This window comes from Mycobacterium kiyosense (genome assembly GCA_021654635.1).
Lineage (GTDB): Bacteria > Actinomycetota > Actinomycetes > Mycobacteriales > Mycobacteriaceae > Mycobacterium > Mycobacterium kiyosense.
Window position 1 is genome coordinate 840644 of record AP025179.1, and the last position, 14176, is coordinate 854819.

Sequence of the window (14176 nt, forward strand, 5' to 3'; positions counted from 1 at the left end):
TCCGAACTCCGACAAGGACTATCCAGTGCACTCGACTACTTTCACCCACCATTCGCACAGCCGCAGCGGCCGCGTAGCCGGCCCGAACGCACCATTGCGCAGCTACCGTCAGGTGGTGCCGCCGGCACTGCACCTGTCCGACTCCGCGGCGGCGTCGGTGTTCCGGGCCGTGCGGTTGCGCGGACCGGTCGGCCGCGACGTCATCGCCAACGTCACCTCGCTGAGCATCGCCACGGTGAACCGGCAGGTCATCGCGCTGCTCGACGCCGGCCTGCTGCGTGAGCGCGCCGACCTGGCGGTGTCCGGGGCGATCGGACGTCCGCGGGTGCCGGTGGAGGTCAACCACGAGCCGTTCGTGACGTTGGGCATCCACATCGGCGCACGCACCACCAGCATCGTGGCCACCGACCTGTTCGGCCGCACGCTCGACACGGTGGAGACCCCGACACCGCTCAGCGCCCCGGGCACCGCGCTGACCTCGCTGGCCCACAGCGCCAGCCGCTACCTGCGGCGCTGGCACCGGCGCCGGGCGTTATGGGTCGGGGTCGCGATCGGCGGCACCGTCGACAACGCCAGCGGCTTGGTCGACCACCCCAGGCTGGGCTGGCGGCAGGCGCCCGTCGGACCCGTGCTGGCCGACGCCTTGGGACTGCCGATCTCGGTGGCCTCGCACGTGGACGCCATGGCCGGCGCCGAACTGCTGCTCGGCATGCGACGCTTCGCGCCGAGCTCGTCGACCAGCCTGTACGTGTATGCGCGCGAGACGGTGGGCTACGCGCTGGTGATCGGCGGCCGGGTGCACTGCCCGGCCAGCGGCCCGGGCACCATCGCACCGCTGCCGGTGCAGTCGGAGCTGCTCGGCGGGTCGGGCCAGCTCGAGTCCACCGTCAGTGACGAGGCCGTGCTGGCGGCCGCGCGCCGGCTCCGGATCCTGCCGGGCCTCGCCCCGGCGAACCGCACCGGCGCGTCGACCGCCGCGATGGCCGACCTGCTGCGCGTGGCACGCGCCGGCAACCAACAGGCCAGGGATCTGCTGGCCGAGCGGGCCAGGGTGCTCGGCGGTGCCGTCGCACTGCTGCGCGACATGCTCAACCCCGACGAGGTGGTGGTCGGTGGCCAGGCGTTCACCGAGTATCCCGAGGGCATGGAACACGTGGAGGCCGCGTTCGCGGAGCGCTCGGTGCTGGCACCGCGCGACATCCGGGTCACCGCGTTCGGCAATCGGGTGCAGGAGGCCGGCGCCGGTGTCGTCTCGCTGGACGGCCTCTACGCCGACCCGCTGGGAGCGATGCGCAGGTCAGGGGCCTTGGTGTCGCGACTGGACGACGCCGAGCCCGCGGTCGCGGCCAAGTAGGCACGGTCCGTCCCCCGGCGGCGTGCTGTAAAGATGAAGGGGTGCGGTTCCCGGTAGCTCGCGACGACGATTCCCTGGTGACCCGAGTCGGTCGTGGCGGCGAGGCTCCGCACCGGGTCGCCCTGCTGGCCGTACACACCTCGCCGCTGGCCCAGCCCGGCACCGGTGACGCCGGCGGGATGAACGTCTACGTGCTGCAGACAGCGCTGCACCTGGCCCGCCGCGGCATCGACGTGGAGATTTTCACCCGGGCCACCGCGTCCGCGGACCCGCCCGTGGTCCGGATCGAACCCGGGGTGCTGGTACGCAACGTGGTGGCGGGGCCGTTCGAGGGACTCGACAAATACGACCTGCCCACCCAGCTGTGCGCGTTCGCGGCCGGCGTACTACGCGCCGAGGCCGCCCACGAGCCCGGCCACTACGACATCGTGCACTCGCACTACTGGCTGTCCGGGCAGGTCGGGTGGCTGGCGCGGGACCGCTGGGCGGTGCCGCTGGTGCATACCGCGCACACCCTGGCCGCCGTCAAGAATGCCGCCCTGGCCGACGGGGACACCGCCGAACCGCCGCTGCGCACGGTCGGCGAACAGCAGGTGGTCGACGAGGCCGACCGGCTCATCGTGAACACCGAGGACGAAGCGCGGCAATTGATCTCGTTGCATCGGGCCGATCCGGCGCGGATCGACGTGGTGCACCCCGGCGTCGACCTGGACGTGTTCCGCCCGGGTGACCGGCGGGCCGCGCGGGCGGCGCTCGGGCTCGGCCAGGACGAGCCGGTGGTGGCGTTCGTCGGGCGCATCCAGCCGCTGAAAGCGCCCGATATCGTGTTGCGGGCGGCGGCGCGACTGCCGGGGGTGCGGATCGTGGTGGCCGGCGGGCCGTCGGGCAGCGGCCTGGCCTCACCGGACGGGCTGGCGCGCCTGGCCGGCGAACTCGGCATCGCCCAGCGGGTGACGTTCCTGCCGCCGCAGTCCCGACCCGAGCTGGCCAGGTTGTTTCATGCCGCCGATCTGGTTGCGGTACCCAGTTATTCGGAATCGTTCGGCTTGGTCGCGGTAGAGGCGCAGGCCTGCGGCACACCGGTGGTGGCGGCCGCGGTGGGCGGGTTGCCGGTCGCGGTGCGCGACGGCATCACCGGCACGCTGGTGTCCGGCCACGAAGTCGGTCAGTGGGCCGAGGCCATCGGCGAGCTGCTGCGCGTCGGCGCCGGCCCGCAGGGACGGGCGATGAGCCGTGCGGCGGCCGCGCATGCGGCCACGTTCTCGTGGGAGAACACCACCGACGCGTTGCTGGCCAGCTACCGGCGCGCGATCGGCGATTTCCGGGCCGCGCGTCAGCGGCGGTTACCCGACCTGGTCGCCAAGCGCAGGCCCCGGCGCTGGGCGGCACGTCGGGGGGTGGGCGCATGACGGTGCAACAGCTGATCGAGGACGCCCTGCGGGCCAGCGACCTGGAGTACGAGGAACACGAAGGGGCGCACGGCGGCCTGCCCGGCCTGATCGTGGCGTTGCCCGGCGAGCGCCGCCTGAAGACCAACACGATCTTGAGCATCGGCGAGCATTCGGTGCGCGTCGAGGCGTTCGTGTGTCGCCGGCCCGACGAGAACCACGAGGGCGTCTACCGGTTCCTGCTCAAGCGCAATCGCCGGCTGTACGGGGTCGCCTACACGCTGGATAACGTCGGCGACATCTATCTGGTGGGCCGGATGTCGTTGGCGTCGGTGAGCGCCGAGGAGATCGACCGAGTCCTCGGCCAGGTGCTCGAGGCGGTGGATGCCGACTTCAACACGTTGCTGGAGTTGGGTTTTCGGACGTCGATCCAGAAAGAGTGGGAGTGGCGGGTGTCGCGGGGGGAGTCGTTGAAGAACCTGGCGGCGTTCGAGCACCTGATCGACCAGGACGACTGACACCGGCCGCGATCGCGGTGCGGTTACGCTCGGCGCGGCTCAGGGGTGCCGTGAGAGACTGGCCCGCATGGGTGACACGGGCACGCTGGTGCTGCTCCGCCACGGCGAGAGCGAATGGAACGCACTGAACCTTTTCACCGGTTGGGTCGATGTCGGGCTGACGGAGAAGGGCCGCACCGAGGCGGTGCGCGCGGGCGAGTTGCTTGCCGAGCAGAACTTGTTGCCCGATGTGCTCTACACCTCGCTATTGCGGCGTGCCATCTCCACCGCGAACCTGGCTCTGGACGCCGCCGACCGGCTGTGGATCCCGGTGCACCGCAGCTGGCGGCTCAACGAGCGTCACTACGGCGCCCTGCAGGGGCTGGACAAGGCCAAGACCAAGGAACGCTACGGCGAAGAGCAGTTCATGGCGTGGCGGCGTAGCTATGACACCCCGCCGCCGGAGATCGAGCGGGGCAGTGAGTTCAGCCAGGACGCCGACCCCCGCTACGCGAACATCGGTGGTGGGCCGCTGACCGAATGCCTGTCCGACGTGGTGATTCGCTTCCTGCCGTACTTCACCGACGTGATCGTCCCGGACCTGCGGCTCGGGAAGACCGTGCTGATCGCCGCGCACGGCAATTCGCTGCGGGCGCTGGTCAAGTACCTGGACCAGATGTCCGACGAGGACGTCGTGGGACTGAACATCCCGACCGGTATCCCGCTGCGTTACGACCTGGATGACCAGTTGCGCCCGGTGGTGGCCGGTGGCACCTACCTGGACCCGGAGGCGGCGGCCGCCGGTGCCGCCGCGGTGGCCAGTCAGGGCGCGGCGAAAGCCTGATTTCAACCCGGGGCGGGCCCGTCGCTGAACAACGCGTTAACGCCAGCGGAACACCTTCGCCCAGGCTTGTGACTTGTCCGATTTCGGCCTCGTCCCGCTAGGGTGGCGTTCACCCGATTTGTAGGATTCCGCTTGTGACTGTGTTCTCGGCGCTGTTGCTGGCCGGGGTATTGTCCGCGCTGGCGCTGGTCGTAGGAGTTGCGGCCGGGATGCGGCTGTCGCGGCGAGTCGGGCAGCAGCGTCAACAAGCCACCACCGAGTGGACCGGCATCACCGTCGCGCAGATGCTGCAACGAATCGTGGCGCTGATGCCGATGGGCGCGGCGGTGGTCGATACCCACCGCGACGTCGTCTACCTCAACGATCGCGCCAAGGAGCTGGGCCTGGTGCGCGACCGGCAACTCGACGACGACGCCTGGAAGGCCGCCAGGCAGGCGCTCAGCGGTGAGGACGTCGAATTCGACCTGTCGCCCGGCAAGCGTTCGGGCTCGCGGTCCGGACTGTGTGTGCACGGGCACGCCCGGCTGTTGAGCGAGGAGGATCGCCGCTTCGCGGTGGTGTTCGTGCTCGATCAGTCCGACTACGCCCGGATGGAGGCGACCAGGCGGGATTTCGTGGCCAACGTCAGCCACGAACTCAAGACGCCGGTCGGTGCCATGGCATTGCTCGCCGAGGCGTTGCTGGCTTCCGCGGACGACACCGAGACGGTCCGCCGGTTCGCCGAGAAGGTGCTCATCGAGGCCAACCGATTGGGCGACATGGTGGCCGAACTGATCGAGTTGTCGCGCTTGCAGGGTGCCGAGCGGTTGTCCAACGTGACCGATGTCGACATCGATGCCGTTGTGGCAGAAGCGATTTCACGCCACAAGGTGGCGGCCGAGAACGCTCAGATCGAGATCCGCACCGACGCCGCCAGCGGACTGCAGGTGGTGGGGGACCAAACGCTGCTGGTGACCGCGCTGGCGAACCTGGTGTCCAACGCGATCGCTTACTCACCGCGGGGGTCGTCGGTGTCGATCAGCCGGCGCAGGCGAGGCGACAACGTCGAGATCGCCGTCACCGACCGGGGCATCGGGATCGCCCTGGAAGACCAGGAGCGGGTATTCGAGCGGTTCTTCCGCGGCGACAAGGCGCGGTCGCGCGCGACTGGTGGCAGTGGGCTGGGACTGGCCATCGTCAAGCACGTCGCCGCCAACCACGGCGGCAGCATCGGTGTGTGGAGCAAGCCCGGGACCGGGTCGACGTTCACGTTGTCCATCCCGGCGTCCGGTGGCGGCGCGGCGGCGGCCGCGCAGCAGGGCAAAGAGCAGGCTGAGCAGAATCTGAGCCGCGATTTCAGGCCTGGGCGGTCGCAACGAGAGGAAGAGCTGAGTCGATGACACGCGCTGATGCAGAGCGCAGCAGTGAGATTGCAGAGCGCAGCGATGAGGAGGAGTGGCGCAAATGACGCGCGCTGACGACGATGCAGAGCGCAGCGATGAGGAGGAGTGGCGCAAATGACTAGCGTACTGATCGTGGAAGACGAGGAGTCGCTGGCCGACCCGCTGGCCTTCCTGTTGCGTAAAGAGGGCTTCGAGGCCACCGTGGTGACCGACGGCCCCTCCGCGCTCGCCGAGTTCGACCGGGCCGGCGCCGACATCGTGCTGCTGGACCTGATGCTGCCCGGCATGTCGGGCACCGACGTGTGCAAGCAGTTGCGGGCCCGCTCCGGTGTGCCGGTGATCATGGTGACCGCCCGGGACAGCGAGATCGACAAGGTGGTCGGGCTGGAACTCGGCGCCGACGACTATGTGACCAAGCCTTATTCGGCGCGCGAGCTGATCGCCCGAATCCGTGCGGTGCTGCGTCGCGGCGGCGACGACGACTCCGAGATCAGCGACGGTGTGCTGGAGTCGGGGCCGGTGCGGATGGACGTCGAACGACACGTCGTCTCGGTCAACGGCGACACCATTACGTTGCCGCTCAAGGAGTTCGACTTGCTCGAGTACCTGATGCGCAACAGCGGCCGGGTGTTGACCCGCGGCCAGCTGATCGACCGGGTCTGGGGAGCGGACTACGTCGGCGACACCAAGACGCTCGACGTCCACGTCAAACGGCTGCGATCCAAGATCGAGGCCGATCCCGCCAACCCGGTGCACCTGGTGACGGTCCGCGGACTGGGTTACAAGCTCGAGGGCTGACCCGGCGACCGGTACCGGCCGTGCTCGGTGACGATAGCGGTGATCAGCTCGGCCGGGGTGACGTCGAAGGCCGGGTTGAACACGTCGGCGTCCGGCGGGGTGACCGTGGTGCCGCAAAGCGTCCTGAGTTCGTCGGGCGAGCGCTCCTCGATGACAATGTCGGCGCCGGAGGCCAACCCCGCGTCCACGGTGGACGACGGCGCTACCACGATCAGCGGCACGCCGTGATGACGCGCCGCGATGGCCAACCCGTAGGTGCCGATTTTGTTGGCCACGTCGCCGTTGGCCGCGATGCGGTCGGCGCCGACCAGGACGCAGTCGACCAGGCCGCGTGCCATGGCCGCCGCGGCCGCGCCGTCGGCCTGCACCCGGTAGGGCACGCCGGCCTGCGCCAGCTCCCACGCGGTGAGCCGGGCGCCTTGCAGCAGCGGACGGGTCTCGTCGACCAGCACCGACTCGATCAGCCCGCGTTCGTGCAGGTGCCAGACGACGCCGAGCGCACTGCCCCAGGCCACGGTGGCCAGATGACCGGCGTTGCAGTGGCTGAGCAGCCGCAGCGGGCGGCGGCCGCACTCCGCCAGCACGATCTGCGCGGCGTGTGACGATGCGGCGCGGTTCAGGCGTTCGTCCTCGTCGAGGATCTGCAGGGCTTCGGCCAGCACGGCGTCCGCGCCGCGGTCGAGTTTCTGCAGTGCCCGGGCGACTCCCCAGCTGAGGTTGACCGCGGTCGGTCGCGCTTTGGCGACCCGCTCGGCGGCGGCCACCGGGTCGCCGCCCTCGCGGACGGCGAGCACGACGCCCAGCGCTCCGGCCGCGCCGAGTGCGGGCGCGCCGCGCACGGCCAGCCGGCGGATCGCATCGATCAGCTCGTCGACGGTGCGCAGGCGTAGCACCCGATAGTCGGCGGGCAGCGCGGTCTGGTCGATGATCGTCACCGCCCCGCCGGCACTGCCGTCCCAGTCGATGGTCCTGCGCACCAGCCGACCCTAGTCGGCGGCTGCGGCCACCTGCTCGGCCACCGCCAGCGCCATCGCCATGATCGACAGTTGCGGGTTGACCTCCGGGCAGCTGGGCAGGATCGACGCGTCGGCCACCCACACGCCGTCGACGCCGCGCAACCGGCCGGCCTCATCGACCGGGCAGAGCTGATCGTCGGCGCCGGCCGCGGCGGTCCCGGTCGGGTGGAAAGCGGAAAGGTGAAGATTGCGAGGGTCGTTGCGGGACAACACATCCTGCAGCTCCGCCACCGACTTCACCGTTGTCGCACCGGGCATCGGGTTGAGTACCTCGACGGCACCCGCGGCGAACAGCAGTCGACCGATAGCATCCAACGCGACCCGCAGTTTGGCGACGTCGGCCGGCGCGATGTCGTAGCGCACCACCGTCTGGCCGCGGACCGAATGCACCGAGCCGGCGCCCCGGTCGGCCACCATCGCCCCGAACGTCGCGATCTGCGGTGCCCGCTGAAGCCAGTGCAGCAACTCGGCGCCGAAGCCGGGGTAGACGATGGACCCCATGCCCGGCGGGGTGGAGGTCGCCTCGATCAACACTCCGTGGGACTCGTGGAATTCGTGCACGGCCGCGCTCTGCAGCACGCCGCGCCAGGCGTAGACGTCGTCGTCGAAACGTCCGGCCAGCAGTGTCGCGGGATGCAGTGCGAGATTGCGGCCCAGCCGAGGATGCCCACCAATGCCGCTGCGCCGCAACAATATCGGTGTCTCGGTGGCGCCGGCTGCGACCACGACGGTGGCGGCCAGCACGTCGACGGCGGTGCCGTCCGGGCGTCGCGCCCGCACGCCGCGGGCGCGTCCGTTCGCAACAAGGACCCGTTCGGCGCGTGCCTGGGAGACGATCCGCGCCCCGGCCGCGCAGGCCTGCGGCAGCGCGTTGAGGTGCACGCCGAATTTCGCGTTGTGCGGGCAGCCGATCGCGCACTGGCAACAGCCTTCGCAGCCTGGGGCGTTGCGGGGGATGGGTGCGGCTTGCCAGCCCAGCGTGGCGGCGGCATCCAAGAGGAGATTCCCGTTGCGGCCCATGATATTTCGCGGCGTCGATGCCACCTGCAGGGTGTGTTCCACGTCGTCGAGGTGCCCGGTCAGGCGGTCGGGGTCGGCCAGCTCGAGGCCGAACTCGTCGCGCCAGCGCTGCTGCACGGCAACCGGCGGCCGGTAGCAGGTGCCGGAGTTCACGACGGTGGTGCCGCCCACCGCGCGTCCCATCGGCAACACCACCGGCGGTCGGCCCAACGCGATCGTGGACCCGGCGCCGCGGTAAAGGCCGGCGTAGCGGTCGATCGGGTGGGTGCTGCGGAATTCCTCGACGGTCCAGCGCCGGCCCTCTTCCAGGACGACGACGTCGAGTCCGGCGCGGGCCAGCGTGCGGGCCGCCATCGCGCCGCCGGCGCCGGAACCGACCACCACCGCGTCGGCGGTGACGACGGAGGCGCACTCGGTCGACGGTGTCACGTGCAGCGGCGCATCGGGGCGGGCAGCGACGTCATGCTGGGCCCGGGACAACAGCTCGGCGGCGTAGCTGTCGGCGCCGTTGGCCAGCAGCATGACCACCTTGAGGCCTTCCACTGCGGCACCGGCGTCCGGGTTGAGCGCGGCGATTCGGTGCAGCACCTGTGCCCGCCGTTGCGGGCTGAGCCGCGCCAGCGAGCGGCCGGTGGTCAGATAGCTCGCCGCCGACATCGACAGCAGCCCGGCCTGAATTGCCAGGCGTGAAGTGGCCGGCATCGCGGTGAGGTAGCGGTCGACCCGCTCGGCGAGCAGGGCCGCGGCCGGCCCGCCGTGCTCCTGCGGCAGCAGCGCCGTACCGAACGCGGCGACCGCGCGATCCGCCAGGCGATTCACCCGCGGCGCCCCAGCGCCCGTCCGAGCTTGAGGAACATCGGGTAGGTCGCGAAGATCGCCCCGGCCGCGGCGTGCGCTGGCCAGTCCAGCTCATTGGTGTCCAGGCTGAAAGCGCCGCTGTTCCACATGAAGTCGCGGCCGTTGCGGGCGCGGAACGGGCGCCACAGGAAGCCCAACCCGGGCACGTTGTTGTACAGGCCGAACGAACCGGCGAAGAACACGCCGAGGACGGCGGCCTCGGCGAGGTCGCGCCGCTGCGGGGGCAGCCGGCGCTCGAGCAGTATTCCGGAGGCGAACAGCAGCGGCGGGTCCAGGGCGAAGCTCATTACGGAGTCCTTTCGTTGACGGGAGGCGCCTGCGGTCCGCGCAGGCCCACTTCGGCGTGGCCGGTACCCAGTACCGACCAGTGGCGTTCGCCGAGATCGATGTGGACGTCGGCCTGCTCGGTGTTGGTGCACACGCAGGTGCCGCCGTCGGGGTCGGTGTATCGCAGGCTCACGCATCGCTGCGGCGGCTGGTCGACTCGGATCAACACGTCGCGACCGTCGATGCGGCCCTCCAGCTGCCAATGCCGCGGGCCGCCGGTGGTGCGCATCCGCAGTGCCGGGCCACGGCCCAAAAACCCTGCGGGCCAATCCTTTCCGTCGATCCGGAAGCGGACGAACGCCAGCGGCGGAAGCTTGCGCAGCCCGGGCTTGTGTGACTGGGCAGCGACCGCTTCGAGCGCGTTGCCGTCGCCGAGGTCGGCGTGTACCCAGCACCAGCGTTCGGCGTTGCCGTGGCCGTAGATGTGCGCGACGTTGCCGCGCCAGCCTTCGACGGGTCGGGTGGCACCGTCGATGGTGAGCCCGCCGGTGAAGTCGGCCGTCGGAGCCAGTACCACTTGAGCGCCGGGCAGCAGTTCGCGCTCCCACGCGAGGCGTGGAAACGTCCACAGCGGCGCCGCGGCGTCTTCCCAGGACAGGTCCCAGGCCAGCGATCTTGCCGCTCCGGTCAACCAGTGCGGACCTATCGACGCGCCTGCCGCGTCGAACCACGAGGTGCCGGGCGTGGGTGCCACGGGTTCGGGGCCGAACCGCTCGGTGCGCGGTGGCCCCTCGGCGGGAAACCAGGTGACCCAGCCGTGCGCATAGGGACTCCCGACGGTGGGGGCCACCGTCTCGCAGTGCACCCATAACCCCGCCCGCGTCACCGGATCCGACAGCGTGGCGTACCAGACCTCGAGGCGTCCTTTTGCGCCCCGCCAGCGGGGTTGCGCCGCCGAGGCCTGGTCGAGTGGCTCATCCACTGATTGCCTCCGTGAGCTGAAGGGCCGAAACACGCGGAACCGGATTTCGCCGGACGGCAGTCCGGTCGGCCTACTATATTGGTTGAGCCAATGAGCCAGTCAAGTCCGATACCCCCGCCCGATCGCCAGCGTGTCGACGAACAGATCGCTGCGTCGATCGCCGACGCCATCCTCGACGGCGTCTTCCCGCCCGGCTCCACCCTGCCGCCGGAACGCGAACTCGCTGATCAGCTGGGCGTCAACCGCACCTCGCTGCGGCAGGGGCTGGCCCGCCTGCAGCAGATGGGCCTGATCGACGTGCGGCACGGCAGCGGCAGCGTGGTGCGCGACCCCGAAGGTCTCACCCATCCGGCGGTGGTGGAGGCGCTGGTGCGCAAGCTGGGCCCGGAATTCCTGGTCGAGCTGCTGGAAATCCGCGGCGCCCTGGGGCCGCTGATCGGCAGGCTGGCGGCGCAACGCGGCACCCCCGGCGACGCGGACGCGCTGCGCGCCGCGCTGGCCGCGGTCCAGGAGTCCGACACCGCCGCGGCTCGGCAGAGCGCCGACCTGGCCTACTTCCACGTGCTGATCCACAGCACCCGCAACCGCGCCCTGGGATTGCTGTACCGGTGGGTGGAGCAGGCCTTCGGCGGCCGCGAACACGAACTCACCGGCGCCTACGCCGACCCCGAGCCGGTGGTGGCCGACCTGCGCGCGATCACCGAGGCCGTCGCAGCCCGCGACGAGGAGGCCGCCGCACACACCGTCGAGGCGTACCTCAACGCCAGCGCGCTGCGGATGGTGCTGGCCTACACCGGCACCTCCGGCCTGCCGGCTACTGCGCCGCCCGCGTCGCCGGATGCACCGCGATAAGCCCTAATTGGCTGCGGCGCTTACACATTGCGGCCAGCTCGGCGTACGCCTTCTCGCCGAGCAGCTCGGTCAGTTCGTCGGCCAGGCTCTGCCAGACCGGGGTGGCGCCGACGTGTGCGGCCGGGTCGCCGGTGCAATACCAGTGCAGGTCGGCGCCGCCGGAGCCCCAGCCGCGGCGGTCGTACTCGGTGACAACGGTCTTGAGGATCTCCGTGCCGTCGGGCCGCGTCACCCACTCCTGGCTGCGCCGGATGGGCAGCTGCCAGCACACGTCGGGCTTCATCGTCAGTGGCGGCACCCCCAGCTTGAGGGCTTTGCTGTGCAACGCGCAGCCCACGCCGCCGGCGAACCCGGGCCGGTTCAGGAAGATGCACGCGTTCTTGTGCTTGCGGGTGCGGTACTGCGGCTCGCCCTCGTACTCGTCCATCTCCAGGTAACCCTTGCGGCCCAGGCCTTTATCGCGGAACTGCCAGTCGTCGCCGGTCAGTTTCTGCACCGCGTCGTCGAGCCGGGCGCGGTCGTCGTCGTCGGACAGAAACGCGCCGTGCGAGCAGCATCCGTCGTCGGGCCGGTCGGCGACGGTGCCCTGGCAGGCCGGCGTGCCGAACACGCACGTCCAGCGCGACAGCAGCCAGGTGAGGTCGGCGGCGATCAGGTGCTCGGGGTTGTCGGGGTCGAAGAACTCCACCCATTCACGCGCGAAATCGAGTTCGACCTCTGTTCCGGGCAGCGAGTTGGCCACGGGTGCAACGTTAGTCCACAATTCGGCCCGCTAGCGGCCGCAACGCTCAGGTGGGCCGGGACGCCGGCCACCCCGGCCCAAGCGCGGGTCGCGAGACGAGCACTCCGCCAACCCGGCTAGTTTTGTTGCGTGCGATTGGGCGTGCTGGACGTGGGTAGCAACACCGTCCATCTGTTGGTGGTCGATGCACACCGTGGTGGGCATCCGACGCCGATGAGCTCGACCAAGGCCACCCTGCGCCTGGCCGAGGCGACCGACAGCTCGGGCAAGATCACCAAGCGCGGCGCCGACAAGCTGGTGTCCACCATCGACGAGTTCGCCAAGATCGCGGTCAGCTCCGGCTGTTCGGAGCTGATGGCATTCGCTACCTCCGCCGTCCGCGACGCCGAAAACTCCGACGACGTGCTGGCCCGGGTCCGCAAAGAGGCCGGCGTCGAGTTGCAGGTGTTGCGTGGCGTCGACGAGTCGCGGTTGACCTTCCTGGCGGTGCGCCGCTGGTTCGGCTGGAGCGCCGGACGCATCATCAACCTCGATATCGGCGGCGGGTCGCTGGAGCTCTCCAGCGGCGTGGACGAGGAGCCCGACGTCGCGTTGTCGCTGCCGCTGGGTGCCGGCCGGCTGACCCGCGAATGGTTGCCCGACGATCCACCCGGGCGCCGCCGGGTGGCGATGCTGCGGGACTGGCTGGACGCCGAACTGTCCGAAGCCAGTGCGGCCGTCCTCGACGCCGGTGCGCCCGACCTCGCGGTGGCCACGTCGAAGACGTTCCGTTCGCTGGCGCGACTCACCGGCGCGGCGCCCTCAGCGGCCGGCCCGCGGGTGAAACGCACGCTCACCGCGAACGGCCTCAGACAACTCATATCTTTCATCTCTAGGATGACGACCGCTGACCGGGCAGAACTGGAAGGAGTCAGCGCCGAGCGGGCGCCGCAGATCGTGGCGGGTGCTTTGGTGGCGGAGGCGAGCATGAGAGCGCTGTCGATAGAAACGGTGGACATCTGCCCGTGGGCGCTACGGGAGGGGCTCATCTTGCGCAAACTCGACAGTGAGGCCGACGGAACGGCCTTCATGGAAACTTCGACTGTGCGGACGTCGGTGCGGGATGCTGGAGGTCAGTTGGTTGATCGGCACGCGCGGTCGAGAGGCAGCAAAGCATGACTGACACGGAGGACACCAAGCAAATATCGGTGGCCGAGCTGCTGGCCCGGAACGGGTCCATCGGCTCACCGGCGGGTACCCGTCGGCGCCGCCGCCGACGCGGCGACGACTCGGTCAGCGTCGCCGAGCTGACCGGCGAGATCCCGGTCGTGCGTGACGATCGGCAGCCCCAAGAGCCCCGGTGCCCCCGCCGCGGCCGCCCGCGTCGCGGAGCCGGTTCCGGCGCCCGTCGAACACCGAGTCGCCGCGCCGACACCCCCGCCGAGGCTGCCGCCGCCGCCCCGGCCAAGCCGGTGGAACCCGACGCCAAAGCCGCGTACTGGGCCGAACCCGAGCCGCGCTGGCCCAAATCGGAGCCCGCCGCACGCCGCACACCGGGCCCGCAACGCAGTGAATACCCCCGCCCACTGCGACACGCCGGCAACTCCGGCGACGGGCCGCAGTCCGGTGCCGAGCACATGAGCCCGGACCCGGTGGGGCACTACACCGACTCGTCGGTCGATGTGATGGACAGCGAGGTCCGCGATCCCGAAACCGTGGTCGAGGACTCCGCTTACGTGCGCTCGTACCTGCACGGATCGGACGACGAAGAGACCGAGGACGGGACCCTGTTCGGGGGACAGTCCATCGCCGACGAGGTGGCCCGCCGGCGTCGGGAACCCGCCCCGGCGGCCCCGGCGGCCCCGCAGGACGAGTACGAGGACGAAGACCGGGCCGGCGCTGCTGCCTCAGGCCGAATGGCGGCGGTGGGTCGCGGCCTGCTGGTCGTGCTGCAGTCGATCCTGGCCGTGGTGTTCGGAGCGGGGTTGTTCGTCGCATTCGAGGAGCTCTGGCGCTGGGACGCCATCGTGGCGCTGGTGCTCTCGGTGCTGGTCATCCTGGGCCTGGTGGTCGCTGTCCGGGTGGTGCGCAAAACCGAGGACATCGGTAGCACGTTGATCGCGGTCGCCGTGGGTGCGCTGATCACCCTGGGGCCGATGGCCCTGCTGCAGACGAGCTAGGCGCCGGCAGAGGAGAC

The 14176-nt window shown here is 70.4% G+C and carries 14 protein-coding genes; 9 read left to right on the plus strand and 5 right to left on the minus strand.

The window, feature by feature from the left end; all coding sequences use genetic code 11:
- Positions 1 to 25 precede the first annotated feature (25 nt).
- From L6444_RS03970 to regX, 6 genes are all read left to right on the plus strand, one after another.
- Positions 26 to 1354, plus strand: coding sequence for an ROK family transcriptional regulator (locus tag L6444_RS03970; protein WP_370653076.1), 1329 nt, complete (start codon positions 26 to 28; stop codon positions 1352 to 1354).
- Positions 1355 to 1431: 77 nt separating this feature from the next.
- On the plus strand, positions 1432 to 2763 hold the full coding sequence (mshA, locus tag L6444_RS03975) for a D-inositol-3-phosphate glycosyltransferase (protein WP_236980776.1): 1332 nt from the start codon (positions 1432 to 1434) through the stop codon (positions 2761 to 2763).
- On the plus strand, positions 2760 to 3260 hold the full coding sequence (locus L6444_RS03980) for a type III secretion system chaperone family protein (protein WP_236980778.1): 501 nt from the start codon (positions 2760 to 2762) through the stop codon (positions 3258 to 3260). The genes mshA and L6444_RS03980 overlap by 4 nt, the downstream gene beginning before the upstream one ends.
- 67 nt (positions 3261 to 3327) lie before the next feature.
- A complete protein-coding gene (locus L6444_RS03985; protein WP_236980780.1) occupies positions 3328 to 4083 on the plus strand; it encodes a phosphoglyceromutase in 756 nt (251 codons plus the stop codon).
- Between the two features lie 134 nt (positions 4084 to 4217).
- A complete protein-coding gene (locus tag L6444_RS03990; RefSeq protein ID WP_236980783.1) occupies positions 4218 to 5462 on the plus strand; it encodes a sensor histidine kinase in 1245 nt (414 codons plus the stop codon).
- A 117-nt stretch (positions 5463 to 5579) separates the two neighbouring features.
- Positions 5580 to 6263, plus strand: a complete 684-nt coding sequence (regX, locus tag L6444_RS03995) for a two-component sensory transduction protein RegX (RefSeq protein WP_236980799.1) — start codon at positions 5580 to 5582, stop codon at positions 6261 to 6263.
- Here regX and mtnA read toward each other — a convergent pair.
- From mtnA to L6444_RS04015, 4 genes are read right to left on the minus strand one after another with little or no spacing between them, the layout of a single operon-like run.
- Positions 6245 to 7240 (minus strand): S-methyl-5-thioribose-1-phosphate isomerase, encoded by a 996-nt coding sequence (mtnA, locus tag L6444_RS04000; RefSeq protein WP_236980801.1) that lies wholly within the window; start codon positions 7238 to 7240, stop codon positions 6245 to 6247. The two genes, regX and mtnA, sit on opposite strands and share 19 nt — an antisense overlap.
- Before the next feature lie 9 nt (positions 7241 to 7249).
- Positions 7250 to 9118: a GMC family oxidoreductase gene (locus tag L6444_RS04005; protein ID WP_236980809.1), complete on the minus strand. Its 1869-nt coding sequence runs from the start codon at positions 9116 to 9118 to the stop codon at positions 7250 to 7252.
- Complete coding sequence (locus L6444_RS04010) at positions 9115 to 9444, minus strand: hypothetical protein (RefSeq protein ID WP_236980811.1); 330 nt, start codon at positions 9442 to 9444, stop codon at positions 9115 to 9117. The genes L6444_RS04005 and L6444_RS04010 overlap by 4 nt, the downstream gene beginning before the upstream one ends.
- Positions 9444 to 10406, minus strand: a complete 963-nt coding sequence (locus tag L6444_RS04015; protein ID WP_236980813.1) for a hypothetical protein — start codon at positions 10404 to 10406, stop codon at positions 9444 to 9446. The genes L6444_RS04010 and L6444_RS04015 overlap by 1 nt, the downstream gene beginning before the upstream one ends.
- 90 nt (positions 10407 to 10496) lie before the next feature.
- Between L6444_RS04015 and L6444_RS04020 the strand changes: the two genes are divergently transcribed.
- A complete protein-coding gene (locus L6444_RS04020; protein WP_236980815.1) occupies positions 10497 to 11258 on the plus strand; it encodes a FadR/GntR family transcriptional regulator in 762 nt (253 codons plus the stop codon).
- Here the strand turns inward: L6444_RS04020 and L6444_RS04025 are convergent.
- The gene (locus L6444_RS04025; RefSeq protein ID WP_236980818.1) at positions 11221 to 12000 is read right to left on the minus strand and encodes a hypothetical protein; all 780 of its coding nucleotides are present in this window, start codon (positions 11998 to 12000) and stop codon (positions 11221 to 11223) included. The genes L6444_RS04020 and L6444_RS04025 overlap by 38 nt on opposite strands.
- A 129-nt stretch (positions 12001 to 12129) precedes the next feature.
- Between L6444_RS04025 and L6444_RS04030 the strand changes: the two genes are divergently transcribed.
- On the plus strand, positions 12130 to 13158 hold the full coding sequence (locus L6444_RS04030) for a Ppx/GppA family phosphatase (RefSeq protein ID WP_236980820.1): 1029 nt from the start codon (positions 12130 to 12132) through the stop codon (positions 13156 to 13158).
- Positions 13155 to 14159 carry a hypothetical protein gene (locus L6444_RS04035; RefSeq protein WP_236980822.1) on the plus strand — a complete coding sequence of 335 codons (1005 nt, stop codon included), beginning with the start codon at positions 13155 to 13157 and terminating at the stop codon, positions 14157 to 14159. The genes L6444_RS04030 and L6444_RS04035 overlap by 4 nt, the downstream gene beginning before the upstream one ends.
- Positions 14160 to 14176 lie beyond the last annotated feature (17 nt).